18 protein-coding genes and 1 other RNA gene are annotated in these 22,884 nt (G+C 70.5%); 6 read left to right on the top strand and 13 right to left on the bottom strand.

The genetic code is table 11. The annotated features are described in order from the left end of the window. Positions 1 to 332 precede the first annotated feature (332 nt). The 3 genes from AB0J90_RS04505 to AB0J90_RS04495 are packed head-to-tail and all read left to right on the top strand — an operon-like array spanning position 333 to position 4,529. Positions 333 to 3,644: a BTAD domain-containing putative transcriptional regulator gene (locus AB0J90_RS04505; protein ID WP_363592073.1), complete on the top strand. Its 3,312-nt coding sequence runs from the start codon at positions 333 to 335 to the stop codon at positions 3,642 to 3,644. 4 nt (positions 3,645 to 3,648) lie between these two features. Beyond that, positions 3,649 to 4,044, top strand: a complete 396-nt coding sequence (locus tag AB0J90_RS04500) for a PPOX class F420-dependent oxidoreductase (RefSeq protein ID WP_363592071.1) — start codon at positions 3,649 to 3,651, stop codon at positions 4,042 to 4,044. Positions 4,045 to 4,055: 11 nt separating this feature from the next. Beyond that, entirely contained in the window at positions 4,056 to 4,529 is a 474-nt protein-coding gene (locus tag AB0J90_RS04495; RefSeq protein ID WP_363592069.1) for a hypothetical protein, read from the top strand. A 49-nt stretch (positions 4,530 to 4,578) separates the two neighbouring features. Here AB0J90_RS04495 and AB0J90_RS04490 read toward each other — a convergent pair whose 3' ends face one another. The 3 genes from AB0J90_RS04490 to rnpB form a co-directional block, all read right to left on the bottom strand. After that, entirely contained in the window at positions 4,579 to 5,802 is a 1,224-nt protein-coding gene (locus AB0J90_RS04490; protein ID WP_363592067.1) for a hypothetical protein, read from the bottom strand. Positions 5,803 to 5,815: 13 nt separating this feature from the next. Then, complete coding sequence (locus AB0J90_RS04485) at positions 5,816 to 7,513, bottom strand: AAA family ATPase (RefSeq protein ID WP_363592065.1); 1,698 nt, start codon at positions 7,511 to 7,513, stop codon at positions 5,816 to 5,818. 280 nt (positions 7,514 to 7,793) lie between these two features. Further along, positions 7,794 to 8,233, bottom strand: an RNA gene (rnpB, locus tag AB0J90_RS04480) — RNase P RNA component class A. 93 nt (positions 8,234 to 8,326) lie between these two features. Here rnpB and AB0J90_RS04475 point away from each other — a divergent pair. Continuing rightward, positions 8,327 to 9,073, top strand: coding sequence for a sulfite exporter TauE/SafE family protein (locus tag AB0J90_RS04475; protein ID WP_363592063.1), 747 nt, complete (start codon positions 8,327 to 8,329; stop codon positions 9,071 to 9,073). Here the strand turns inward: AB0J90_RS04475 and fxsT are convergent. The 4 genes from fxsT to AB0J90_RS04455 all read right to left on the bottom strand — a co-directional run bounded on the left by fxsT (position 9,070) and on the right by AB0J90_RS04455 (position 15,029). After that, entirely contained in the window at positions 9,070 to 11,343 is a 2,274-nt protein-coding gene (fxsT, locus tag AB0J90_RS04470; protein ID WP_363592061.1) for an FxSxx-COOH system tetratricopeptide repeat protein, read from the bottom strand. The two genes, AB0J90_RS04475 and fxsT, sit on opposite strands and share 4 nt — an antisense overlap. A gap of 190 nt (positions 11,344 to 11,533) precedes the next feature. Next, a complete protein-coding gene (gene mctP, locus AB0J90_RS04465; RefSeq protein WP_363592059.1) occupies positions 11,534 to 13,192 on the bottom strand; it encodes a monocarboxylate uptake permease MctP in 1,659 nt (552 codons plus the stop codon). A gap of 6 nt (positions 13,193 to 13,198) precedes the next feature. Next, positions 13,199 to 13,405: a DUF3311 domain-containing protein gene (locus AB0J90_RS04460; protein WP_363592189.1), complete on the bottom strand. Its 207-nt coding sequence runs from the start codon at positions 13,403 to 13,405 to the stop codon at positions 13,199 to 13,201. Positions 13,406 to 13,700: 295 nt separating this feature from the next. Next, positions 13,701 to 15,029: a glycoside hydrolase family 18 protein gene (locus tag AB0J90_RS04455; RefSeq protein WP_363592057.1), complete on the bottom strand. Its 1,329-nt coding sequence runs from the start codon at positions 15,027 to 15,029 to the stop codon at positions 13,701 to 13,703. A 100-nt stretch (positions 15,030 to 15,129) separates the two neighbouring features. Between AB0J90_RS04455 and AB0J90_RS04450 the strand changes: the two genes are divergently transcribed. Then, positions 15,130 to 16,005, top strand: a complete 876-nt coding sequence (locus tag AB0J90_RS04450; RefSeq protein WP_363592055.1) for an alpha/beta hydrolase — start codon at positions 15,130 to 15,132, stop codon at positions 16,003 to 16,005. On the opposite strand, the gene AB0J90_RS04445 is transcribed toward AB0J90_RS04450, so the two are convergent. The 5 genes from AB0J90_RS04445 to AB0J90_RS04425 form a co-directional block, all read right to left on the bottom strand. After that, complete coding sequence (locus AB0J90_RS04445; RefSeq protein ID WP_363592052.1) at positions 16,002 to 17,165, bottom strand: bifunctional RNase H/acid phosphatase; 1,164 nt, start codon at positions 17,163 to 17,165, stop codon at positions 16,002 to 16,004. The genes AB0J90_RS04450 and AB0J90_RS04445 overlap by 4 nt on opposite strands. A gap of 43 nt (positions 17,166 to 17,208) precedes the next feature. Beyond that, positions 17,209 to 17,949 carry a C4-type zinc ribbon domain-containing protein gene (locus tag AB0J90_RS04440; protein ID WP_363592050.1) on the bottom strand — a complete coding sequence of 247 codons (741 nt, stop codon included), beginning with the start codon at positions 17,947 to 17,949 and terminating at the stop codon, positions 17,209 to 17,211. Next, positions 17,946 to 18,845, bottom strand: a complete 900-nt coding sequence (locus AB0J90_RS04435) for a Nif3-like dinuclear metal center hexameric protein (protein ID WP_363592187.1) — start codon at positions 18,843 to 18,845, stop codon at positions 17,946 to 17,948. The genes AB0J90_RS04440 and AB0J90_RS04435 overlap by 4 nt, the downstream gene beginning before the upstream one ends. 175 nt (positions 18,846 to 19,020) lie before the next feature. Next, positions 19,021 to 19,590 carry a flavoprotein gene (locus AB0J90_RS04430; protein WP_363592048.1) on the bottom strand — a complete coding sequence of 190 codons (570 nt, stop codon included), beginning with the start codon at positions 19,588 to 19,590 and terminating at the stop codon, positions 19,021 to 19,023. A gap of 16 nt (positions 19,591 to 19,606) precedes the next feature. Further along, the gene (locus AB0J90_RS04425; RefSeq protein WP_326556561.1) at positions 19,607 to 20,836 is read right to left on the bottom strand and encodes a helix-turn-helix domain-containing protein; all 1,230 of its coding nucleotides are present in this window, start codon (positions 20,834 to 20,836) and stop codon (positions 19,607 to 19,609) included. 290 nt (positions 20,837 to 21,126) lie between these two features. On the opposite strand from AB0J90_RS04425, the gene AB0J90_RS04420 reads away from it, so the two are divergent. Then, complete coding sequence (locus AB0J90_RS04420; protein ID WP_363592046.1) at positions 21,127 to 21,813, top strand: bifunctional DNA primase/polymerase; 687 nt, start codon at positions 21,127 to 21,129, stop codon at positions 21,811 to 21,813. Positions 21,814 to 22,157: 344 nt separating this feature from the next. Here AB0J90_RS04420 and AB0J90_RS04415 read toward each other — a convergent pair whose 3' ends face one another. Continuing rightward, positions 22,158 to 22,880, bottom strand: coding sequence for an FAD:protein FMN transferase (locus AB0J90_RS04415; protein ID WP_363592185.1), 723 nt, complete (start codon positions 22,878 to 22,880; stop codon positions 22,158 to 22,160). Positions 22,881 to 22,884: the final 4 nt, after the last annotated feature.

Genomic DNA, 22,884 nt, shown 5'->3' with positions numbered 1-22,884 from the left:
CAGGAAACGACGGTCAGGAAGGGCGGGGCCCGATGTTCGTCTTCTTCTCCAACCGGCTCGGCTGTCTCGGCTCGATCCTGGTCTCGCTGGCGCTGACCGCCCTGGTCATCCTGGTGGTCTCCCTGATCTGGTGAGCCGCGTGTCCGGAGGGGCTGGCCGCCCTGGAACGTAACCTGCACGCACGCTGGAAATCGGTCGCATCGGTCCGGTGTCCGGTGTGCATCGGGAGTTACCCTGCGGGAAGCCGCGCGTGTCCAGTCTCGATGCGGCCGGGGGTGTCAGTGGAGTACCGGATTCTCGGGCCGATCGAAGTCAGAGTCGGTGACACGCCCGTGTACATCGGTGGGCCCCGTGAGCGGCGCAGCCTCACCGCACTGTTGTTGCAGCCCAACCGGACGGTGAGCACCGAGCGCCTGGTGGACGTCCTCTGGGGCGAGCGTCCACCCGCGACGGCCGCCGCCCAGATCCGCAACACCATCGCGACGCTGCGCCGCCACCTCGCCGCCGCACAGGCGGGTCCGGCGCCGGTGGTCCGATCCGCTCACGGATTCCTGGTACGGGTCGAAGACGGTCAACTCGACGCCGCCGTCTTCGACCGTCACGTCACTTCGGCCCGGTCGCTCACCGAGGCCGGGGCGTTCGACCTCGCCGGGACGGCCCTGCGAGCGGCACTTGACCTGTGGCGCGGACCGGCGCTGGGCGGGGCGGACGGGCCGGTGCTCGGCGCGGCGGCGCACGCCTGGGAGGAGCGGCGCCTGGCGACGTACGAGGAACTCGCCGACGTCGACCTGCGTCTCGGCCGCAACGGTGACGTCGTGGCCGACCTGGGCGTCCTGGTGCAGGCGTACCCGTTGCGCGAACGGTTGCGCGGCCAGTTGATGGTCGCGCTCTACCGCAACGGCCAGCCGGCCGAGGCGTTGGCGCTCGTACACGACCTGCGCAGCCAACTCGCCGACCGGTACGGCTTGGAGCCCGGTCCGCAGATCCGCCGGATCGAGGCGTCGATCCTGCGCAACGACCCCGAGTTGCACGCGCCGTCGCCGAGCACCACTCGGCCCGTCCCGGCCAGTTCGCCTCCCGTACCGGTCGAGGTGCCCGCACCCGCCGAACTCCCGGCGGCGGTGCCCGACTTCGTCGGGCGCGACGACCAGATCGCGCGACTGGACAGCCTGCTGCCCGACACGCCCGCCACGGCGCTGACCACCCTGGCCCTCGTCGGGCCCGGCGGGGTCGGTAAGACCGCACTGGCCGTGTGGTGGCTGCACCGGATCAGCCACCTGTTCCCTGACGGCCAGTTGTTCGTCAACCTGCACGGCTACGGGCCCGGCCCGCGGGTACGCCCGGTCGACGCGCTCGCCAGGTTCCTGCGCGCGCTGCGGGTCCCGGAGGAACGGATCCCGATCGGGCAGGACGAGTCGGCCGCCCTGTTCCGCAGCCTGCTCGCCGGCCGGCGGTTCCTCATCCTGCTGGACAACGCGGCCAGTGCCGAGCAGGTCGTGCCGCTGCTGCCCGGTGACGCCCGCTGCCTGGTCATGGTCACCAGCCGGAGCCGGTTGGGTGCGTTGATCGCCACCCAGGGCGCCCGACGGCTCACCCTCGACGTACTCAGCCGACACGAGGCCCGGAGCCTGCTCGGGGCCGTACTCGGCAGGGCCAGGGTCGAGGCGGAGGACGCCGCCAGCACCGAACTCGCCCGGCTGTGCGGGCACCTGCCGCTCGCGTTGCGCATCGCCGCCGCACGTCTCGACGAAACCCCTGACACGCCGATCGCGGACTACACCTCGGCTCTGGCGGCTGCCGGCCCACTGGACGCCCTGGCCGTCGAGGACGAGCCGGAGGTTGCCGTACGGGCCGTGCTCGATGCCTCGTACGCCCGGTTGACCGCAGCCGAACGGCTGCTGTTCGGCCTGCTCGACCTGGCACCGGGCCCGGATGTCACCGCCGAGGCCGTGGCCGCACTCGCCGCCTGGCCACTGTCACGAGCCGAGGAGGTGCTCGACCGGCTGGCCGCGGCACACCTGCTCACCGCCGCCGGCAACCGCTACGCCATGCACGACCTGGTACGCCAGTACTGCGCGGACCGTGCCACCAGCGAGTCGACCGGGAGCGGCGCCGCCGGGAGCGGGTCGAGCGGGAGCGGGTCGGCCGGCGCCGAGCGGGGTGCCGCGCTGGACCGGATGCTGGACTGGTACCTGCACGTCAGCGACTCCGCCGCCGTGCTGCTGTATCCACAGATGGCCCGCCTCGAACTCCCGCCGGCCGGCGAGGGGTTGCCGTCGGTCGGTCTCGACGGTCACGCCGACGCGGGGGCGTGGCTGGCCGCCGAGCTGCCCAATCTGCTCGCCGCGATCGAACGGGCCGGTCCCCGACCGGTCGCCTGGCTGCTCGCCGACACCCTGCGCGGCTATTTCTGGCAGACCCGCCGGATGGTGGACTGGCAGCGGGCAGCCCAGGCCGGGCTGGCCGCGGCGGCGGACGCCGGGGACCCACCGGCCAGGGCTGCGGGTTGGCTCAGCCTCGGCCAGATGTCCTACTGCTCACGCCGGTACCCGGAGGCGATCGAGCACTACACGACCGCGTTGGAGGTCAGCCGCCGCGCCGGTCTGCTGCGCACCCAGGCGGCGATCCTCGGCAACCTGGCCTCGGTACGCGCCGAGTCCGGCCAGCCCGGACCGGCGATGGACGATCTCGGCGCGGCCCTGGCCATCAACCGTACGATCGGCTGGCGCGCCGGTGAGGCGGTCACCCTCGGCAACCTCGGTCTGGTGGCGGGCATACTGGGCCGGCTACGGCAAGCCGAGGAGCACTACCTTCAGGCGCTGCCCCTGCACCGGGCGACCGAGTCGTACGCGAGCCTCGCCGTGATCCTCGGCAATCTCGCCGACATCGAGATCCAGTTCGAGCGGTTCGGTGACGCGTCGGAACACGCCAGCGAGGCGTTGGAGCTGGCCCGGAAGGTCGGCCGGCTGGACGCCGAGACGTTGGCCCTGATCCACCTCGCGGAGATTGCCGGCGCGCAGGACGACCGGGCCTCGTCGGTCCGGCACGCCTCCGAGGCGGTCCGGCTGATCGGGACCGACAACGACCGGGAGATCGAGGCCATGGCGCGCAACAGCCTCGGCCGTGCCTTCCAACGCTGCGGCAACCACCGGGAGGCGGTGGACCAGCACGCCGAGGCGTACCGGCTCGCCACCGAGACCGGCAGCCGGTACGTCGAGGTCGAGTCGCTGATCGGGCTGGCCGCCGGTCGGCACCTCCTCGGCGAGGCGGCGCAGGCGGACGCCGACATCCGGCGCGCGATCGCCGAATGCCGGACCGTCGGCTACCGCGACCTGGAGGGACAGGCCCTCACCGTGCTGGCGACCCTCAGACTCGCCGAGGGTGACGCGGGCTCCGCGATCGGCTACGTCCAGCAATCGCTGACCATTCATCGGCAGACCGGTGGCCGGCTGGCCGAATCGCGGGCCCTCGCGCTGCTCACCGCAGGTCAGCCCATGGACCGGCATCTCGACGGAGAGCTGGGAACGAGCATCGTCGGCCGGGCCGGACTCCCCGCCCGGCAGCTGGAGTGGCTGTCCGGGAAGGAGACGGAGGCTACCGCCGTTGCTACCGACAAGGTGACGATCCAGCAAAGTGGAGGATAAAGCCGTGTCGGTGGAGTTCAACGAGGAGATACGCAAGCTGCTCGACGGGCGGAACTTCGCCACGGTGGCCACGCTCAACCGGGACGGCAGTCCGCAGACCTCGGTGGTCTGGATCGCCCGGGACGGCGACACGGTGCTCTTCTCCACCACCGCCGGGCGGCAGAAGGCGCGCAACCTCACCCGAGACCCGAGGATCAGCCTCACGGTCTTCGACCTGGACGACCCGTACCGGTCGGTGGAAATTCGCGGAACGGTCGAGCTGGTCGCGGACCCGGAGAAGGCGTTACCCCGTACGGTCTCGCACAAGTACCTCGGCGTGGATCCGCCGCCCGAGTCGGACGACGTGCTTCGGTTGGTCGTCCGGGTGACGCCGCATCGGGTCGTCGGGATGTCGGTCTGAGGGCGGGCAAGATGAGCAGGCAGCAGCCGATCGTCTTCGAAACCGAGGTCAGGCAACGCTTCCAGTTCCTTGTCGACGCCTACCACACGGCCGAGCCGGAATACAGCGAACTACTCCTGCCAGGTGTGCTGTACAAGCGGCCGGACCTGTGGGTGTGGGTGTTCCTGGAGTCGGGTGACGGCGCCGGCACCGGCATCTCGGTCAGCGTCGACCTGCTGCGACACGACTGGCCCGCCAAGGCGGAACTGCCGGACCTGGTCGAGGCCGCCGAATTCGCACCCCGACACCATGTCACCCGCAAGGCCCACACCCCCGATGCCGTACGCGACACCCTCGACCAGAACGCGATCTGGCTGCGCCGCCTGATGCCCCTGCTCCTCTCCCCCGAAGCCGAAGCCCTCGTACGCAAGGCAACCAGGCAGCCGCTGAACCGCGCCGGCAACCCCAAACCCCGCAACCCCAACACCAAATGGAAGTACGCCTGACCAACGCGTACGACGGACAGCGGTGGACGGGCTCCTCCACCGTGCTTGGCTACACGACGGTCGTACGCAGTGCCTCTTCGATCTGGTCCGGCGTGCACAACATCACGTCTTGGTCGAGCTGCGGAGTCAGTCCCCCTCCCCAGACGACCCCCAGGCCGTAAGGGCTTGCCGTACCAGCCAACGAACCGGCGAAGGCCTGGCGGTAGGCGAGGAGGTCGAACAGCGCCCGCCCTGCTGTCTCCCTTACGCTCGCATCGACGCTGTGCTTGCACTCGATCATGAGCGTTCGGGGGCTTCCGGTCGGCGCCTGCCAATGCAGTACGAGGTCCGGTCGTAGGTCCAGGGGATTTGGGAACTTGTGGCTGGCGAGCACCTCCCGATAGTTGGAGCCGGTGCCGAGCACCCGTGGCATCGACTGGTACCACAGGTCGATTCGCCGCCCATCCTCGCTGGTGCCGTGCGTTTCGACGGCACCTCGGAACAGCCGGAGGGGCTGGAGCTGCCAGCCGTGGACACCGAGCGCGGCGATCACCCGGAAAAGGGTCAGCAGCTCGAAGAGGAGGTGTTCTTTGGCTGCGACGAGCCCGGCCTGCTCGATCGCCGCCCGGATCGCGGCGCGGTCGAGGCGCTCGACGAGTGCGTTCAGCTTGCGGTACGCAGCGAGCACAGTTTGGTACCTCGTGCCGGTGCGACCCGCTTTGATACGGGCCAACGAGCGCGGTGTGGGTGGGATTCGCTCGATCGTGGTGAGCATGCTGCTGCTCTGCCATTTCGTGGCCTCGTCCAGATGGCCCCGGATGATGGCAGCGGGCTCGGAAGTCATGGTGGGCAGGTGCCAGCCGCTGGCGCTCGCGTGCTTCACCACGGCGTCGAGCACGTGGACCAGAAGCTCGTTTTCGGCTGTCTGGTACGCCCGCTCGACCGGCGCCGTCACGTGCAGATGGGGAGTGCCGCTCGTGAGCCGACCCGTCATCGTCTGACCCCAGTGCACAGCGCCCCGAATACGCTCGGTGCTGCGCTCCTCGTCGCGGACCGACGTGGTGCTGAGCCGCCTGGCAAGCTCGGGAAGTTGCTGGACGAACTCTTTCACCTCCGCGGTCAGCAGAAACTGGAGTGCGGCAAGCTTGGCGACATCCTCCTTGGCCCACCCCAGGAGTGCGGCCGCGACGAGGAGGCCGGGGCCCTCGAGGCTCGAGGCCGGTGAGACATGGGTCCAGAGCTGGTCGCCCACTTCGGCGATACGGGATCGCCGCTCCCACGGCAGTTTGTGCATCACAGCAGCCCGTCTATGCGCCTTCGCCGAGTTCGTCGTCGTCCGGCGAGAGTGTCACCCCGAGAACCTCGCGCAGGGCGGTCGCGAGCCGTTCCCGCTGGGGGCCGACGACAGGTGTCAACGTCTGGAACAGCCGGCGTGCGTCACGCTCGTCGATTCCCTCGAATTGCGGCAGGAGAAAGCTGTAGAACAGCTGGAATGCGAGCGTGCCGTCGGAACCGGTGCCACCCGCCGCCAGGTACTGTCGAGCGAATCCCGCCATGTCCTTGAACACGGCAGGTCCGAGCTGTTTGATCGTCCGGAGCCGTTCGAGCCCCCCGAGGATCTGGCCGACCTGCGCTGCGTCGGCGGCGGTCAGCTCGTCCAGCTCTCGCTGCCAGATCGTCTCGTAGACCGCCGTGTCCGGGGCCGGCACCTCTACGAACGCAAACCGCCGCATCAAGGCGTACGACATCTCGAACAGCAAGGTCTTGTCGAACACGTTCATCGTCGCGATGATGCGCCAGTCACGCGGCACCTCGATGACCGAATACCGCGAGGGTCGGTATTTGTGCGCACCGCCGTCGACCGCGAGGACGATCCTCTTGCGGGTCTCATGATCATCGTACGGGAGCACGACGGATTGACCGGAGAGCACGGTGAACAACTGGCCGAACGCTCGATCGAAATTGGATCGGTTGAGTTCGTCGATGATCAGCCAGCGCCCGTTGGTGGCGGAATCAAGGCACAACCCGGGGTGGAACCGCAGTTCCGTACCGTTACCGGCAGGACGCAAGCCCCCGATCGTCTCGTACGTCGTCCAGTCCGCCGTAGCGGTAGTCAACGTGTATCCCCGGCAAAACCCGGCATCTGCCGCCAACTGGCACAGCACCTCCGCCAGCGTCGTCTTGGCGGTGCCAGGAGGGCCGGTGAGAATCAGATGCTTCCCGCTTCGAACAGCGGCTATGACGGCACGATATACCTCGTCCGCGATCTGCAGACCGTAGGGCAGCGCCGAGGCACGCGCACGCAGGGTGTCGAGGTCGAACGTGGCAGTGGGCGGTTCGTCTTCCAACTCCTCGTCGTCCTCCGGTAGGTCGTTAGGCGACGTCGAAGCGCGGGTGCGTACGTCGAGGTCGAACGTGGCAGTGGGCGGTTCCTCTTCCAGCTCCTCGTCCTCCTCGACGTAGCCGTTACCGAAGCAGTAGTCGAACAACGGGGCGGCCGCCTGCAGCATGTCCAGGTACTCGTCGGCGATGCCGTCGCCTAACGCTTCCAACTCTTTGGTCGAGAGGTAGCGGGAGACGCTCGCCTGGGTGCCCTGCGCGCTACCGGCATAAGCCAGCCAGTCGCGGAGGCTTTCGAACTCGCTCGCCCCCGACGGACGGCGCCACGCAGTCAGGTACCTGACGTCCTTCGGCAGCGCCCGGGTCACTGCCCCGACGACGGCCTCCGGTGCCGATCGGAGCTTGGCTTGCAAACGCTCCAGGTAGTCCTCTCCGTCCTGGCGCAACTCCGGCACCCTGATCTGCGACGTACCCGAGCCTAGACAAAGGCACAATTCGGCGCCGTCGGCCGAGATGATCAGCGCGACCTGTAGGGCGTAGGACTTGTTCGACGCATCACCAGGGTAGACGCAGCACCACATGTCCAGGGGGTCGAACCGTTGGGGTTTAGGGTGCTGACGAAGTGCTGCAGAGGCACTTTCGTGGTCGTTTGGTTCGCCGCCCATTTCGCAAGACCATTGAGTCCGCGCCGAACTCTACGGAAAGCGGCCTGATCGCCCGGAGGTACGCTCGCCTCATCCCAATGAACTCTCTCTGGATAGCGGGCGAATACGTCGCAGTCTGCCTCTGTGAACGAGATTTCAGGAGGCCCCACAGGGCGGCTGGAGTCGACGCTCATCCCTACACTGTAGATGGACGATCGCCGTCCGAGCTGTCCACCCGTCGACGCCCACTTATCTGCATCGATATAGGGACCCGCGATTCGGATGCCGGTGTGGCGGGCGACGGACGAGTCGACCTGTACGCCGGATTCTGTGCCCGGCGGCACCGTTGCCGGTGTCGCCGGCGGCGGCCATCCATCTCGGCCTGCCGTTGCCGGCAGGCTCCAGCGGCCTACCCGCAGACATCGGGCGGGCAGCCCTCAAGCGTCTGCGCGGGCCGTCACCTCGCGGTGATGGCCCTGTCTTGGCCTTGCTCCGGGCGGGGTTTACCTAGCCACCCCGGTCACCCGGGGTGCTGGTGGGCTCTTACCCCACCGTTTCACCCTTACCTGGCGTCTTCTGCCGCGCTTGCTAGCTCGGCAGACTCTGCCCGGCGGTTTGTTTTCTGTGGCACTGTCCCGCGGGTCGCCCCGGGTTGCCGTTAACAACCACCCTGCCCTATGGAGTCCGGACGTTCCTCGGCGACGGGTTCGACCCCGCCGACGCGACCGCCCGGTCAACTCGTCCGTCGCGCCGGCAAGTCTACTTGTCGACGGCGTCACAGAGCCGCCGGGAGTGACGCTGCCCGTACCTGACCGGTCGTTACTCTCGGCAGCGATGGACTTCCTGGACGCGGGCCTGCTGCTCGCCGCTGGGCTCGCCGCGGGCACCATCAACGCGGTCGCCGGTGGCGGGTCGCTGATCACTTTCCCGGCGCTGATCGCGGTCGGTTTGCCGCCGATCCAGGCTAACGTGACCAACTCCGTGTCGGTTTGTCCGGGTTACCTGGCCGCCGTTGCCGGCAGCAGGGACGACCTGCCCGACTATCGGCGGCTGTGGCCACTGCTCCCCACCGCCGCGCTCGGCGCCACCGCCGGAGGCGCGCTGCTGCTGAACACCTCCGAGGACGCATTCAAGATCGTTATCCCGATCCTGGTGCTCGGCGCGACGGCCGTACTCGCGTTTCAGGATCGGCTGCGCCGCCTGGTCGGACATCCGGCGGACCTGGGCCCGCGCCGCCGTACGCTCACGCTCCAGGGCATGGTCGCGCTCGGTTCGGTGTACGGGGGTTACTTCGGTGCCGCCCTTGGCGTGATGTTGGTGGCGGGTCTCGCCCTGGTGCTGGACGAGACCCTGGCCCGGGTCAGCGCGCTGAAGAACGTGATCTCAGCGGTGGTCGGGCTGACCACGGTGGCGATCTTCTCCGCGTTCGGGCCGGTCGACTGGGCCGCGGTCGCGATCGTCGCGCCCGCCACCCTGGTCGGCGGTTACCTCGGCGCCCGGATCGCCCGCCAGCTACCACCCGCCGTACTCAAGGGCGTGATCGTCGCCTTCGGTACGACCATCGGCCTGCTCCTGATCTAGCTGGGCGGTACATCCACCCCCGCGAACCCCGTGCTCACGACGGCCTGCCACTCGCGCAGCGCGGCGGCCAGCTTCACGGTCTGCGGGTGCTCCTCGCCCATGAACCGTGCACTGTCGGCCAGCAGTCGTTCGAGCGTGGCGATCGCCTCGTCGGTGCGCTCCGCCCTCCAGTAGAGGCCAGCGAGGGCGAGCCTCGCGTTCGGCCCGCTCGGATGCGTTTCGTCGTACACCCGGCCGTTGTCGTCGATCACCCGCTCCAGCATCGGGATCGCCTCGGCGACCCGGCCGGCGTCGGCGTACGAGGCGGCGAGGTTGGCCCTGGCCATCGCGGTGTCGGGGTGCCCCGGACCGAGGGTTCGTTCGCTGGCGGCCAGCACCCGTTCCTCGATCGGGATCGCCTCGGCGACCCGCCCGGCTTCCCGGTACGAGGAGGTGAGGTTACCGAGCACGGTCAGCGTCTGCGGGTGCTCGTTGCCCTGGGCCTCGACGCAGTCGGCGGCCACCCGTTCGGCCAGTTCGATCGCCTCGGCGTGGCGCCGGGCGACCCGGTAGGAGGCGGCGAGGTTCATCCGCGCGGTCAGGGTGTTCGGGTGCAGGTCGCCGAGGATCTGCGCGTTGTCGACGACCACCCGTTCCTCGATCGCGATGGCCTCGTCCACGCGCCCGGCCTGCCAGTAGGACGCGGCCAGGTTGATCCGGGCGACCAGGGTGTTCGGGTGCTGGTCACCGAGGTTCCGCTCCCGGTCGGCGACCATCTCCTCCTCGATGGTGATCGCTTCGGCGGTGCGACCGCTGTGCCGGTAGGCGTCGGCGAGACCGAGCCAGAGGGTGGTCATGCCGGGATGCCGCTTACCGACCAGCCGCCCGGTGACCGCGATCAGGTGCTCCCAGTAGCGGATCGCGGCCTGGGGCTGCCCGCCGGCCAGCAGGCTGTCCCCGAGCGTGAGCAGGACCGTCGGCGGGTCGGGGTACCACAACCCACCCGCGGTGTTGTCGATGAGCGCCGCCGTGTTGGTACGCAGCGCGGCGACCAGTTCCGCCTGGTCGGGATGGGTGTCCGGGTCGGGCCAGGCGTCGAGCAGGGCGTCCGCGACCGCCTGGATGGCGGCCTCCAACTCGACCGGCGGGGTGGTTTCGCGTACGGCTCGGGCGGTGAGCGCGTGCACGCGTACGGATCGGGGTCCGGTTCGTGGGTTGTGGGCGAGCAGTCCGTAGCGGTGCAGCAGGCGCATCGCGGCCCGCGCCCGGCTGGCGGTCACGCCCCGGTCCGGGGACGGGTTGTGCCTGCTCAGGTGGGCGACGACGGCGGCGTCGGTCCAGAGCGCCTCGGGGTGTCCGGCCGGGTCGAGCACGGCCGCCACCCGGAGTGCGGGCAGTGCCAGGCCGACGGGTTCGCACGCCTGGGCGGCGTCGAGGGCGACGAGCAGGGTGGCGCCGATCGACCGGCGCCAGCCCCTGGAGTCGGTGGTCGACGGCAGCACGGCGTCGAGCTGCGACCGCCGGTCGGCGAAGAGTCCGAGGTACGTCGCACAGCCCACCGCCTCGTTCACCATGTACGCGGCGGCGTGCGACAGGGCCAGCGGCAGGTGTCCCAGCGCCACGGTGAGCGGCCGGGCCCCGGTGTCGAGCAGGTCCGGTGCTCCGGCGGCGGTGAGCCGCTCGGCGAGATAGCCGGCGGATTCGAGTTCGTCGTACACGTCGACGTCGACGACGGTACGTCCGTTGTCGGAGAGGATGGCGTCGCGGCGGCGGGTGGTGGCCAGGACCCGGCCGTTGCCGGTCGCACCGGTCGGCCACCAGGGTTCGATCCGCTCCGGCTCGGTGACGTCGTCGAGGACGATCAGCCACGTACGTTCGGTGGTGGCCAACCAGTCCAGCAGCGCCCGGGCCGCGGCGACGGCATCGGAGCCACCGCCACCGGGAGCCTGCACGCGCACAGCGGTCTGCGCGTACGCGGCCACCACGGCGTCGGTGCCGCTGGCGTCGACCCAGACCAGCAGGTCGACGCCGTTGCGGGCGGCTTCGATGGCGTACGCGGCGGCAAGCTGGGACTTGCCGACCCCGCCCCCGCCGGTCAGCACGTGGGTGGACACGACTCCACTTCGTCCCGTACGGCTGGCTTCTATCGTGGCGCGGAGCCCGGCGCGGTCCTGGAACGCCGATGCCAGCGCGGGCACCACTCCCACCCGCTGCGGCCAACTGACCGGCGGCCCGGCCTGCACGTAGTAATTGTTCTGCTGCGTGTTGACGCCACCCTGATTGACCTGCACCCCCCGCCCCCCGGAAACATCAACCACGCCCACCCCACCCCTCCCCCAGCCCAACCCCAACCCCAACCCCTACCCCAACCCTCCCACCCCACCCCAACCCCGTCCACCCCCGCCGTTGACCATGAAGTTAGCGACAAGAATCGAGCCGAAATCCGTCGCTAACTTCATGATCAACGGGGCGAACGGGGGGTTAGGCGACGGGTTCGGTGGGGGTGGGGGTGGGGGGTTGGCGTTGGGTGGGGATTTTGCGGGGGTCGGTTTCGTCGGCGAAGTAGTCGTCGCGGGTGGTGCCGTCGGGGCCCTCGGTTACCCGTAGGGCGCGTAGGAGGAGGGTGAGGATGGCTGCTACCAGGAGGTTCAGGGCGACCGCTACCAGTCCTACGTAGATGGTCTTGGGGGTGTCCAGGCCGAACTTCTCCAGCGGGAAGTTGGAGCCGCCGAAGTGGGCGCGTTTGGAGGCGGCGTTCGGGATCTGGTAGAGCATCCACATGCCCAGCCCCATGCCGGCGGCCCAACCGGCGATCAGGGCGCCCCGGTGGAACCAGCGGGTGTAGAGGCCGAGCGCCACCGCGGGCAGCGTCTGGAGGATGATCACGCCGCCGATGAGTTGCAGGTCGATGGAGAACTGCGGGTCGAGGAAGACGATGCAGGCGACCGCGCCGACCTTGACCACCAGCGAGGCGATCTTCGAGACGTTCGCCTCCTGGGCCGGTGAGGCGTCCCGCTTCAGGTATTCCTTGTAGATGTTGCGGGTGAACAGGTTCGCCGCGGCGATCGACATGATGGCGGCCGGGACCAGGGCGCCGATGCCGATGGCCGCGAACGCGATGCCGGCGAACCAGCTCGGGAACTGCTGCTCGAACAGCAGCGGGACCACGGTGTTGTTGTCGACGCTGCCCTCGGTGGCACCGGGCAGCGGCGTCACCCCAGCCGCGATGGCCATGTAACCGAGCAGGGCGATCAGCCCGAGCAGCAGGCTGTAGGCCGGCAGCGCGGACATGTTCCGCTTGATCACGTCCCGGTTCTTGCTGGCCAGGATGCCGGTGATGCTGTGCGGGTAGAGGAACAGCGCGAGCGCGGAGCCGAGCGCGAGGGTGACGTACTGGATCTGGTTGTTGGGGTTGAGCAGCGCGCCGTCACCCGGCGCGGCGCTCGCGTCGAACTTGGCGTCCGCCGCGTCGAAGATCTCCCCCCAACCCCCCAACTTGTACGGCAGGTAGACGATCGCCACCAGGATCACGATGTAGATCAGTGTGTCCTTGACGAACGCGATCAGCGCCGGTGCCCGCAGTCCGGACTGGTAGGTGTAGGCGGCGAGGATGGCGAACGCGACGATGATCGGCAGGTGCCGGGCGATGGTGCTCTCCCCGGTCACGCCCATCGTCTTGAGCACCGCTTCGATGCCGACGAGCTGCAACGCGATGTACGGCATGGTGGCCACGATCCCGGTGATCGCGATCAGCAGGGCGAGCAGTGGTGACCCGAACCGGGTCCGGACGAAGTCGGCCGGGGTGACGAATCCGTGCCGGTGCGACACCGACCAGAGCCGGACCACCACCAGGAAGATCAACGGATAGACGATGATCGTGTACGGCACCGCGAAGAAGCCGGCCGCACCCGCCCCGAACAGCAGCGCCGGTACGGCGACGAACGTGTACGCGGTGTAGAGGTCTCCGCCGACCAGGAACCAGGTGATCCAGCCGCCGAAGCTGCGCCCGCCCAGCCCCCATTCGTCCAGGTGGGCCATGTCCTTCGGCGCCCGCCACCGGGCGGCGACGAAGCCCATGCCGCTGACCAGCAGGAACAGCAGCGTGAAGATGATGATCTCAGTGAGATGGTCGCGCCACATGTGGGCTCACCCCCGCCGCTTCGTGAGCTGGTAGACCACTGTCGTGGTCGTGACGCCGAGCAGGATGAAGGCCAGTTGCAGCCAGTAGAAGACCGGGAAGCCGAACAGCCGGGGTGTGTCCTGGTTGAACAGGGGCGTCAGCAGCGGCACGAGGATCGGCAGGAAGAGCAGCCAGTTCCACGGGCTGCGGTCGCCGGCCTTCGAGACCGCCACCGGTACCGGGTCGGGCGCGGGGGTGGAGGCGGCGGTACCGGCCGGATCCGGTGGGTCCGCCGTACCGGGGTTGGCCGATTCTGGTTCGCTCATCGCACACCTCCACCGCGGTTCTGATCTCGTACGCGGGCGGAGGTTATCGAGGCTGTGACCGCCGTCACGTACCGGCGGCGGAGGTGGTGCGCCGAACGGTGAGCGCGCTGCGCCGAACGGCCGATACGAGGGCTGCCCCGCCGACCGGGTGGTCGACGGGGCAGCCGTCAAGCAGGTGCAGGTGGCGACGCTTTCCAGGGGCTCAGAAGGTCCAGAGTCCGAGGGCGAGCGTCCGGGTCAGCGACGCGTTGTCGTCGTCACCGTCGAGCGACCAGATCATCGCCCCGCCCAGACCCTTGGTCCGGATGTAGAGCGCCTTCTGCAGCACCACCGCCGGATCGTCGTACGTCCAGAGGGTCGTGCCGTCGAACAGCCAGGCGTGCCCGGCGCGCAGGTCGCGGTGCACGGTGTAGCCGTTGCCGGCCAGGTTCTTCAGCAGCTTGTAGTCCTCGTACCCGGCCTCGAAGGTGGCCGGCGCCGGGCCGGTGGCGGGCCCGAAGAGCCCGTTGCCGCCGCCGGTGATCCCGGTCCAACCCCGACCGTAGTACGGCACCCCGAGCACCAGCTTGCGGGCCGGCGCACCCCGGTCGAGCCAGGCGTTGATCGCGACCTCGACGGAGAAGTCCGGGTTGTCCGGCGCACCCGCCGGCACCCGCAGCGCGGACTGCTGGTTGGCGCGCGCGTCCCAGCCGCCGTGGAAGTCGTAGCCCTGCACGGTGGCGAAGTCCAGGTACTTGAAGATTTTGTTGCCCTCGAAGCCGGCGTCGATCGTCGCCGGGGCGGCCGGCAGGAACGCGGTCAGCTCGTAGTGCTCGCGCTTCTTCTTGCCGTACGCGTCGAGCTGCTTGCGGAACTCGGCGAGCAACTTGGTGAAGTTCTGCTTGTCCTCGACGCGGATCACGTTGCCCGGCTCGCCGGCCGAACCCGGCCACTCCCAGTCCAGGTCGATCCCGTCGAAGACCCCAGCGGCCGTGCCGGGGGCGGTGCCCGGCAGGTTGCCCTTGAGGTACAGGTCGATGCAGGAGGAGACGAACGCCTTGCGGGAGGCGTCGGTCGCGGCGGCGTTGGAGAAGTACGTCGACCAGGACCAGCCGCCGAGCGAGATCAGCACCTTCAGGTCGGGGTGCTTGGCCTTCAGCTTGGCGAGTTGGTTGAAGTTGCCGTTCAGCGCCTGGCCCGGAGCGTCGGCTACGCCGTCCACACTCTCCTCGGCCGGCACCGGCCGCTGGTAGTCGGCCCAGGCGTCACCCTCGCCCGGTCCACCGTCCACGAAGCACTTTCCGTCCTCGGTGACGTTGCCGAACGCGTAGTTGACGTGGGTGAGCCGGGCGGCAGCGCCGGAGGTGTCGAGCTTCTTGACCGGGAACGCGCGGCCGTAGATGCCCCACTGGGTGAAGTAGCCGACCTTGTAGTAACCGTCCGAGGCCCGGTTGGTGCCGGTGGCCTGCGCGACGGTGGGCGGAGCGGCGGTGAGCAGCAGAGACGCGGTGACGACGAGGACACCGAGTCGACGGGCGAGACGGTTATTCATCCACACTCCTGAGGAGCTGAGATCTGTAAGGAAACCTTGCAGATCGATGATCTGCTGATCACCTGCTGCGGTCAAGCCCTGACTCTGGCATGCTGGTCGGGTGCCGAGGTTCCCCTCGTACGACGCGACCGAGTTGACCTATCACGTGCACGGCGCCGGGCCGCCGCTGGTCTGCCTACCGGGCGGCCCCGGACGCGCATCGTCCTATCTGGACGATCTGGGCGGGCTCTCCGCGTACCGGACTCTGATCATGTTGGACCACCGGGGCACCGGCGAATCCGAGGTGCCGACCGACCCGGCCAGCTACCGGTGCGACCGGCTGGTCGACGACGTCGAAGCACTCCGACAACACCTCGGCCTGGACCGGATGAGCCTGCTCGGCCACTCTGCCGGCGGTGACCTGGCCCAGCTCTACGCCGCCCGGTTCCCGGACCGGCTGGAGCGGCTACTGCTGATCACCCCGGCGCTGCGCGCCACCGGCACCGAGCCGGCCGGTCAGGACGACGCCCTCGCCGCCCGTGCCGGCGAATGGTGGTACCGGGGCGCCAGGGCCGCCCGAGCCACCTGGCAGGAGGCGGTGGCCGGCGGGGCCAGCCTGGCCGACACCGCCGCCCTCCGGCTCGCCGCCGCCCCGTTCAGCTACGGCCGCTGGGACGAGCGTGCCCGCGCCCACCGCGAGGCCGACGCCTGGGAACGCGCCGACGCCGCGACCGAGGGCTTCTACGCCGGCTTCGAACCCGACACCGCGGAGGTTCGCGCCGCGCTGGCGACGCTGGACGTACCGGTGCTGGTGCTGGCCGGGGCACTGGACCCGATGCCGGCGCCACCGGCCGCGCGGGCGCTGACCGAGCTGTTCCCGTACGGCGAACTTGTCGTGCAGGAGCGGGCCGGGCACTACCCGTGGGTCGACGACGCGCCGACCTTCGCCCGGCTGGTGCTCACCCACCTCAGCACCGCCGCCCCGCACACCGCCTAGATCGCGGCCAGGTGGGCGGTGTCGTTGACGGTGCGTACGGCCACCCCGCCGTCGGGCCAGAAGTCCACGACGGACAGCCCGGCGGGCTCCAGGTAGAGGCGGTGCAGGAAGGCGTCGCCGGCCGCGAGTGCGTCCCGGAGCAGGATCTTCAACGGCGACACGTGCGAGACCACCACCACCGTCTCCCCCGGGTACGCCGCCAGCAGCGCCGACTGGGCCCGGCGGACCCGACCGGTCACCGCCCGGAACGACTCCCCGCCCGGCGGGGCGACGCTCGGCGAGGCCAGCCAGGCGTCCATCTCCCCCGGCCAGCGCGCCTGCACCTCGGCGAAGGTGTGCCCCTCCCAGAGGCCGAAGTCGCACTCGACCAGGTCCGGCTCGACCCCGACCGGTTTGCCTCCGAGCTGCTCGGCGATGATCCCGGCGGTGGCCGTACAGCGGGACAGGGGTGAGCTGACCACGACCGCGGCCGCGGGTGCCAGCCCGGCCACCCGGGCGGCCGTCGCCCGCGCCTGGGCCAGGCCGCGCTCGGAGAGCGGCACGTCGCCCCGGCCGGAGTAACGGCGCTCGGCGGTCCGCTCGGTCTCGCCGTGGCGGACCAGCAGCAGCCGGGTGGCGGTCGACGCCGGCCTCGGCTCCCACGAACTGCGGGTGGTCGAGCCCTGGGCGGCGACCTCCCGCGCGCGGGCGCGGGCGGAGGCGTCCGGCCCGGCCAGGGCACCGGCCTCGGCAACCTCCGGCTTGCCCGCCGCCAGGTCCATCGCCGCGTTGGCCAGCGCGTCCGCGTGCCGGTTCTGGTCGCGCGGAATCCACTGGTACCGCACCGACTCGAACTTGCGGACCAGGGTGGCCGCCTGCGCCGCCAGCGGGCGCAGCCCGTGGTTCTTGATCTGCCAGCGGCCGGACATCTGCTCGACGACCAGCTTGGAGTCCATCCGTACGTCGATCTCGGCGGCCCCCAGCTCGACGGCGGCCTCCAGGCCGGCGATCAGGCCCCGGTACTCGGCGACGTTGTTGGTCGCCACCCCGATCGACTCGGACCGCTCGGCCAGGACCTCGCCGGACTCGGCGTCCCGGACCACCGCGCCGAAGCCGGCCGGGCCCGGGTTGCCCCGCGCCCCGCCATCGGCCTCCATCACCACCCGCAGCCGGCGGCTCACCCGAGCACCCGATCCGCGAGCCCCGGACGGCGGGCGGACACGGTCACAACCCCGACTCGGCGGTCCGGACCATGATCCGCCGGCACTCCTCGCAGCGCACCACCTCGTCCGGCGCCGCCGCCTTGATCCGGGCCAGGTCGGCGCCGTAGAGCTCCAGCCGGCAGCCGCCGCACCGGCCATGCGTCATCAGCGCGGCACCGAGCCCGCCGGACGTCTCGCGGATCTTGTCGTAGAGGGTCACCAGGTCGGCCGGCAGGTCCGCCGCGAGCGGCTGCCGGGCGCCGACCTTGAACTCCTCCTCCTTGGCGATGTCGGCCAGCGACTGGGTACGCCGCTGCTCGGTCGCCTCGCGCGTCTCCCGGGTGGTGGCCAACCGCTCCAGGATCCCGTCCAGCACACCCTGGGCGGTTTCCCGCTGCTCCATCAGCTCCAGCTCGGTGTCCTCCAGCTCGCTCTGCCGCCGGTTGAGCGAGTTGAGCTCGTGCTGCAACGCCTCCAGCTCGCGGGCCGGGCCGGAACCCACGGTCAGCCGCGCCTGGTCCCGGTCCTTGCGGGCCCGGACCTGGTCGATGTCCTTTTCCATCCGGTTGATGTCCCGGTCGAGGTCGTCGACCGCCACCTGGGCGCGTACCCGCTCGTCCTCGAGCGCGGAGAGCTGCCGCGCCAGCGCCTCCAGCTCCGCGTGCTCCGGCAGGGTACGGCGCCGGTGCGCGAGCTGGGCGAGCTGGGTGTCGATCGCTTGCAGGTCCAGCAGGCGACGCTGCTCTTGCGGGTTGGCCTTCACAGAAGGTGCTCCTTGTCCACGGGGGATGCGGCGTGCACGGGAGATACGGCGGCCACAGGCGAAGGTACGGGGGTGACGGGTGATGCGGGGGCGCCGTGCGACGGCGATCCGGCCCGGACCGTCCACGGATCGGTGTCCAGGTCGGACACGTACGCGCTGACGGGCAGGTGTTCCCGCAGGTGGGTCGCGAGGTCATCCAACCAGGGACGCTCGGTGGCCCAGTGGGCGGCGTCCAGCAGTGCCGGACCGCCCTCGGCGAGATGTTCGCTGGCGGGGTGGTGACGCAGGTCCGCGGTGAGGAAGGCGTCCACCCCGGCGGCACGCGCGTCCCCGAGGTAACCGTCGCCCGCGCCGCCGCTGACCGCGATGGTGTGGATCACCCGGTCCGGGTCACCGGCGGCGCGTACGCCCCAGGTGGTGGGCGGCAGCGCGTCGGCCGCGTACCGGGTCAGGTCGGTCAGTGTCATCGGTCGGGGCAGCCGGCCGATCCGCCCGGCGCCCCGTCCCGCTCCGGCCGCCGGCCCGGTCGCCGGACGCAGCGGGCGCAGGTCGATGAGGCCCAGCCGGGCGGCGAGCGCGTCGGAGACGCCCGGGTGGGCGACGTCGGCGTTGGTGTGCGCGACGTACAGGGCGACGTCGTTTTTGATCAACTGGTGCACGATCCGACCCTTGTACGTGGTCGCCGCGACCGACGACACCCCACGCAGCAGCAGCGGATGGTGGGCGACGATCATGTCCGCCCCCCGCGCCAGCGCCTCGGCCACGGTCTCCGGCACGCAGTCGACCACGCAGGCGACCCGGCGTACGGGCGCCGCGGGGTCGCCGAGCACCAACCCGACCCGATCCCACTGCTCGGCCCAGGCCGGCGGGTAACGACGGTCCAGCGCGGCCACCAGTTCGGCCACGCTCGACGTCTCGGATCCAGTTGTTCCCACGGCGGCCCAGCTTACCGGCGCCGGCCCGTCGGCCGTGGTGCCGGCTCGATCGGCCCGGCCGGTCGGACCGGTCGGACCGGCCCGACCGCTGTCACCCGTGCACTCCCCTGGGCGGCCACCGGGCCGGTCGGCCCGCTCAGCCGGGGCGGCCGTTGACCGCGCATCGGGCCCGCAGGGCGTCGCGCCCCAGCTCCCAGGGGTACTGGTCGAGGTAGTGCGCACCGCTGCCGGGGGCGAACGGCGGCAGCACGTCGTCACCGAACAGCACCGTCACGTCCCAGCCGCGCAACCGGTCCAGGCTGGTCCGGAAGGCCGGGTGGGTGGCCATCGCGGCGTTGGTGAACGGCATCGCCACGATCGGCAGCCCCAGGCCCTGTCCCTCGATCAACAAGCCCAGGGCGAGGCTGTCGGTGATGCCGACCGCCCACTTGTTGACCGTGTTGACCGTGGCCGGCGCGACGATCATGGCGTCGGCCGGCGGCAGCAGGTCCGGGTCACCCGGAGACTTGTACGTCGAACGGACCGGATAACCGGTCTGCTCCTCGATCGCCGGTACGTCGACGAACTTCCGCCCGTCCGGCGTACTCACCACGCAGACCACCCAGCCGTCCTGCTGGGCGAGAGCCACCAGCCGGTCGACGTTGCGGGCCAGCGGGGACCCACAGGCGATCACGTAAAGGACTCTGCGCTGGGCCAGCCCGGTCATCCGGCCACCAACCCACTCATATGCCGACACCCATGTGCTCAGCCAACTCTGCAATCGGCGCAGGCGGCGCACCACGTGTGCGACGGAGGATGTCGGACATCACCTCGTGCGCGATCGGCCGGCAGCGGATCTCCGAGGGGGCCAGCCGGTCGCCGTCGACCAGCATCTCCCCCGCGCTGCTCACGTCCCCGATCTGGGCGAAGCCGCGGGCGATGTCGAGCAGGTGGTGGGCCCGCCGCTCGGGCAGCAGGGCGGCGAACCTGCGCTTGTCGATCCGCTGCTCGTGGGTCTCGACCGCCTGCCGGCCCTCGCCCAACTCCACCGCCGCCGCCGCCCGGTGCAGTTCGAGGTTGGTCGGGCCGAAACTGGTCCAGTAGTAGTTCTGGTCCGAGCCGAGCGCGTTCGACGCCTCCTCGGCGCCCCGGATCAGGTCCCGCACGGTGGCGTTGTCGCCCAGCCGGGCGGCGGCCATCGCGCCCTGGAGCAGGAGCATGCCGTAGACCGAGAGCCGGTCCGGGTCGGCGCCGTTGGTGCCGCCGGGGGCCAGCCGGTTGGCGATGTTGACGTTGACCTCCAGCGCCGAGCGGGCCCGACCCAGGGCGAGCAGCGCGTTGCCGACCCGGTACGTGGCCACCCCGGCCAGCAACTGGTCGTCGGCGCGTACGGAGACGGCCATCGAGCGGTCGGCGGCGAGCCAGGCCAGCTCGTGCTCACCCAGCTTGCGCAGGGCCGACGAGGCGATCTGGTAGACCTGCCCGAGCAGGCTCGCGGCGAGCTGTCCGTCGTCACCGGTGTAGTACGCGTCCGCCGCCTGCGCGTCGCGCAGCAGCTTCGGCAGCGCCCGGGTCAGTACGCCGTAGCGGGCGTACTGGTAGGTCAGCCAGGCGTGGCTGACCGCCTTGCGGAACTCCGGCAGGGGCGGCGGGACCACCTGCGCGTCGAAGTACTTGCTCATCGAGACGTACCGCTCCAGCGCGGCCCGGATCTCCTCGACCTCGACCTCGTCGATGCAGTTCAGGGCATCGGTACGCCGTTCCGGGTCCTTGCCGAGCAGGAGCTGGACGTCGATGGTGAGCACGTCGGCGATCTCGTACAGGACGGAGAACTTGTCCAGTCGGCGTACGCCGCGTTCGACCTTGTCGACCCAGCTCTTGGACTTGCCGAGGCGGTCGGCGAAGACCTGCTGGGACAACTTGCGTCGACCACGCCAATAGGCGACGCGGCGCCCGATGGGCAGCTCGTCCACGTCCGTTCCTCCCCTTTGCCATGCCGGCGGTCCGGGCCGGTCGAGCTCTGTCGGGTATGTATCGGGCTCACTTTTCAGATGTACGCTTCATTGCCGTACGAGATCCATTGTGCGTTTTGTTCGCTATGTGTCGGTCGCACATTCTGTGCGTCTGACCCCCGTTTGGTGCTCGTACTTTTCGATGCAAGTTGCAAGTGGCTTTATGCCAGGAGCAACGAATACGCCCGGCGCCGGTGACGGCGCCACCCCATCGATCTCACCTTGATCGACCTCGAAAGGAGCTGCGTGCCATGTGGGGGACTACCCGACCGCCCATCACCCGCCTGACCACGCTGGAACGGGTACGCCTGAGGCGCGTGGCCGTCCGGTACGCCATGCACGGCTGGGAGGTGACCCCCGGCGCCTTCCTCAACCGGCAGCGCTTCGTCTGCGGCCGGGCCGGCTGCCCCACCACCGGCTGCCACCCGGCGCTGGAGGAGTGGGAGGGAGCCGCCAGTTCCGACCCCGCCCGGGTCGGCGCCTGGTGGCGGGTACGACCGCACGCCGTACTGCTCGCCACCGGCTACACCTTCGACGTGCTGGAGGTGCCGGCGTACCTCGGCCGGCACGTACTCGACGCCTGTCGGCCGCACCCCGGCGTCACCATCCCCGGCCACGACGGCGTACGCGGGCCGGTCGCGCTCACCCCCGGCGGGCGGTGGATGTTCCTGGTCCGCCCCGGCGACCCGCTCCGACCGGAACTCGACCAGTGCCTGTACGTGGTCCGGCACGGTCCCGGCTCCTGGATCCCCGCCCCGCCGACCCGGCTGCCCGAGGGAACCGTGCGCTGGGTGGTGCCGCCGGAGGAAGCCCGCTGGCAACTGCCCGACTCGTACGCCGTACAGGAACTGCTGGTCGACGCGTTGCAGGCGCACACCCCGGCGATCCCGGTCGCCCTGCTGCCCGGCCGGCTGCCCGCCCCCCGGCGCGGCTACTGAACCACCGCACCGCGTGGCGCCCGGCTCCCGCGCCGGTACCGGCGAGTCGGCGCGCGGCATGCAGCGACCCACCGAGGTCGCGGTCGTTAACGCAGGTAGCACAGCCGAGGTCGGGACCGCAAGAGGCAAACCGAGCCGGCGCGCACACGGGGGATGAAATGCGAACTGACGAGACGCTGCCGGCAGCCGGCGGTATGGACGGGGCGGAGCCGGCCACCGGCTCACCGCCGTGCCGGTGGGCGGGGACCCGACCGAAGGGATCCCGCCCCGGCGGCCCGCGGCCGACCGGCTCCCGACCGGCCGGCACCCACCGCCCCGTGCGCTGACCCGGCCCACCACGTACGTCAGTCCGTGATCGGCAGGCGGTCGGACCGGGGCGTACGCCGGTCGTCGGTGACCACGGCCCACTCGTACCCGGACAACCGGCCGAGCCAGCCCACTCCGGCCTGCCCCATCGCCAGCGCCGCGGTCGCGTACGCGTCGGCGGTGCCGAGGTCGGTGCCGACCACCGTCACCGAACGCAGGCCCCGTGCCGGTGTGCCCCGGCGCGGATCGACCACGTGGTGCCCCCGCTCGTAGACGCCGGAGGTGGCGACCGCCAGGTCGGTGCCGTGCAGCACCAGCGCCACCCGGCTCGGGTCCCACGGGTCCTGCACCCCGACCCGCCACGGCTCACCGGAACTGGACCGGCCGCGTACCCGTACGTCACCACCGGCGTTGACGCAGTGGTTCGGTGCCCCGGCGGCCACCAGCCGGTCCGAGGCGACCTGGGCCGACCAGCCCTTGACGAAGCCGGACGGGTCGAACCGACCGGTGGCGTACGCGTCGAAGAAACCGTCGGTGTCGCCCCACAGGTCGGCGCAGCGTTCCAGGGTGGCCCGCAGGTCGGCCGACGCGTCGCAGAGCAGCACCTCGCCCCGGTCGAACCGGCTCACCTCGCTGTCGGCCTTGAACGTGCTGAACCGCTGGTCGACCTCGCGCATCCAGCCGAAAACCTGCTCGGCGAGCTGGTCGAGACGCTCCGGGGGCAGGTCGTCGGCGAGGTCGAGGCTGATCGCCGTACCCATGACG

This window comes from Micromonospora sp. NPDC049523 (assembly GCF_040676775.1).
In the GTDB taxonomy this organism is placed as follows: Bacteria; Actinomycetota; Actinomycetes; order Mycobacteriales; family Micromonosporaceae; genus Micromonospora_G.
The sequence above is the reverse complement of the archived record's forward strand: the minus strand, read 5'-3'. Positions and strand labels throughout refer to the sequence as shown.

Excerpts from the sequence above, each read along its gene's own strand:
- AB0J90_RS04495 (WP_363592069.1), top strand. The coding sequence starts at position 4,056 with ATGAGCAGGCAGCAGCCGATCGTCTTCGAAACCGAGGTCAGGCAACGC.
- AB0J90_RS04490 (WP_363592067.1), bottom strand. The coding sequence starts at position 5,802 with ATGCACAAACTGCCGTGGGAGCGGCGATCCCGTATCGCCGAAGTGGGC.
- AB0J90_RS04485 (WP_363592065.1), bottom strand. The coding sequence starts at position 7,513 with ATGGGCGGCGAACCAAACGACCACGAAAGTGCCTCTGCAGCACTTCGT.
- AB0J90_RS04475 (WP_363592063.1), top strand. The coding sequence starts at position 8,327 with ATGGACTTCCTGGACGCGGGCCTGCTGCTCGCCGCTGGGCTCGCCGCG.
- mctP (WP_363592059.1), bottom strand. The coding sequence starts at position 13,192 with ATGTGGCGCGACCATCTCACTGAGATCATCATCTTCACGCTGCTGTTC.
- AB0J90_RS04455 (WP_363592057.1), bottom strand. The coding sequence starts at position 15,029 with ATGAATAACCGTCTCGCCCGTCGACTCGGTGTCCTCGTCGTCACCGCG.
- AB0J90_RS04430 (WP_363592048.1), bottom strand. The coding sequence starts at position 19,590 with ATGACCGGGCTGGCCCAGCGCAGAGTCCTTTACGTGATCGCCTGTGGG.
- AB0J90_RS04420 (WP_363592046.1), top strand. The coding sequence starts at position 21,127 with ATGTGGGGGACTACCCGACCGCCCATCACCCGCCTGACCACGCTGGAA.
- AB0J90_RS04415 (WP_363592185.1), bottom strand. The coding sequence starts at position 22,880 with ATGGGTACGGCGATCAGCCTCGACCTCGCCGACGACCTGCCCCCGGAG.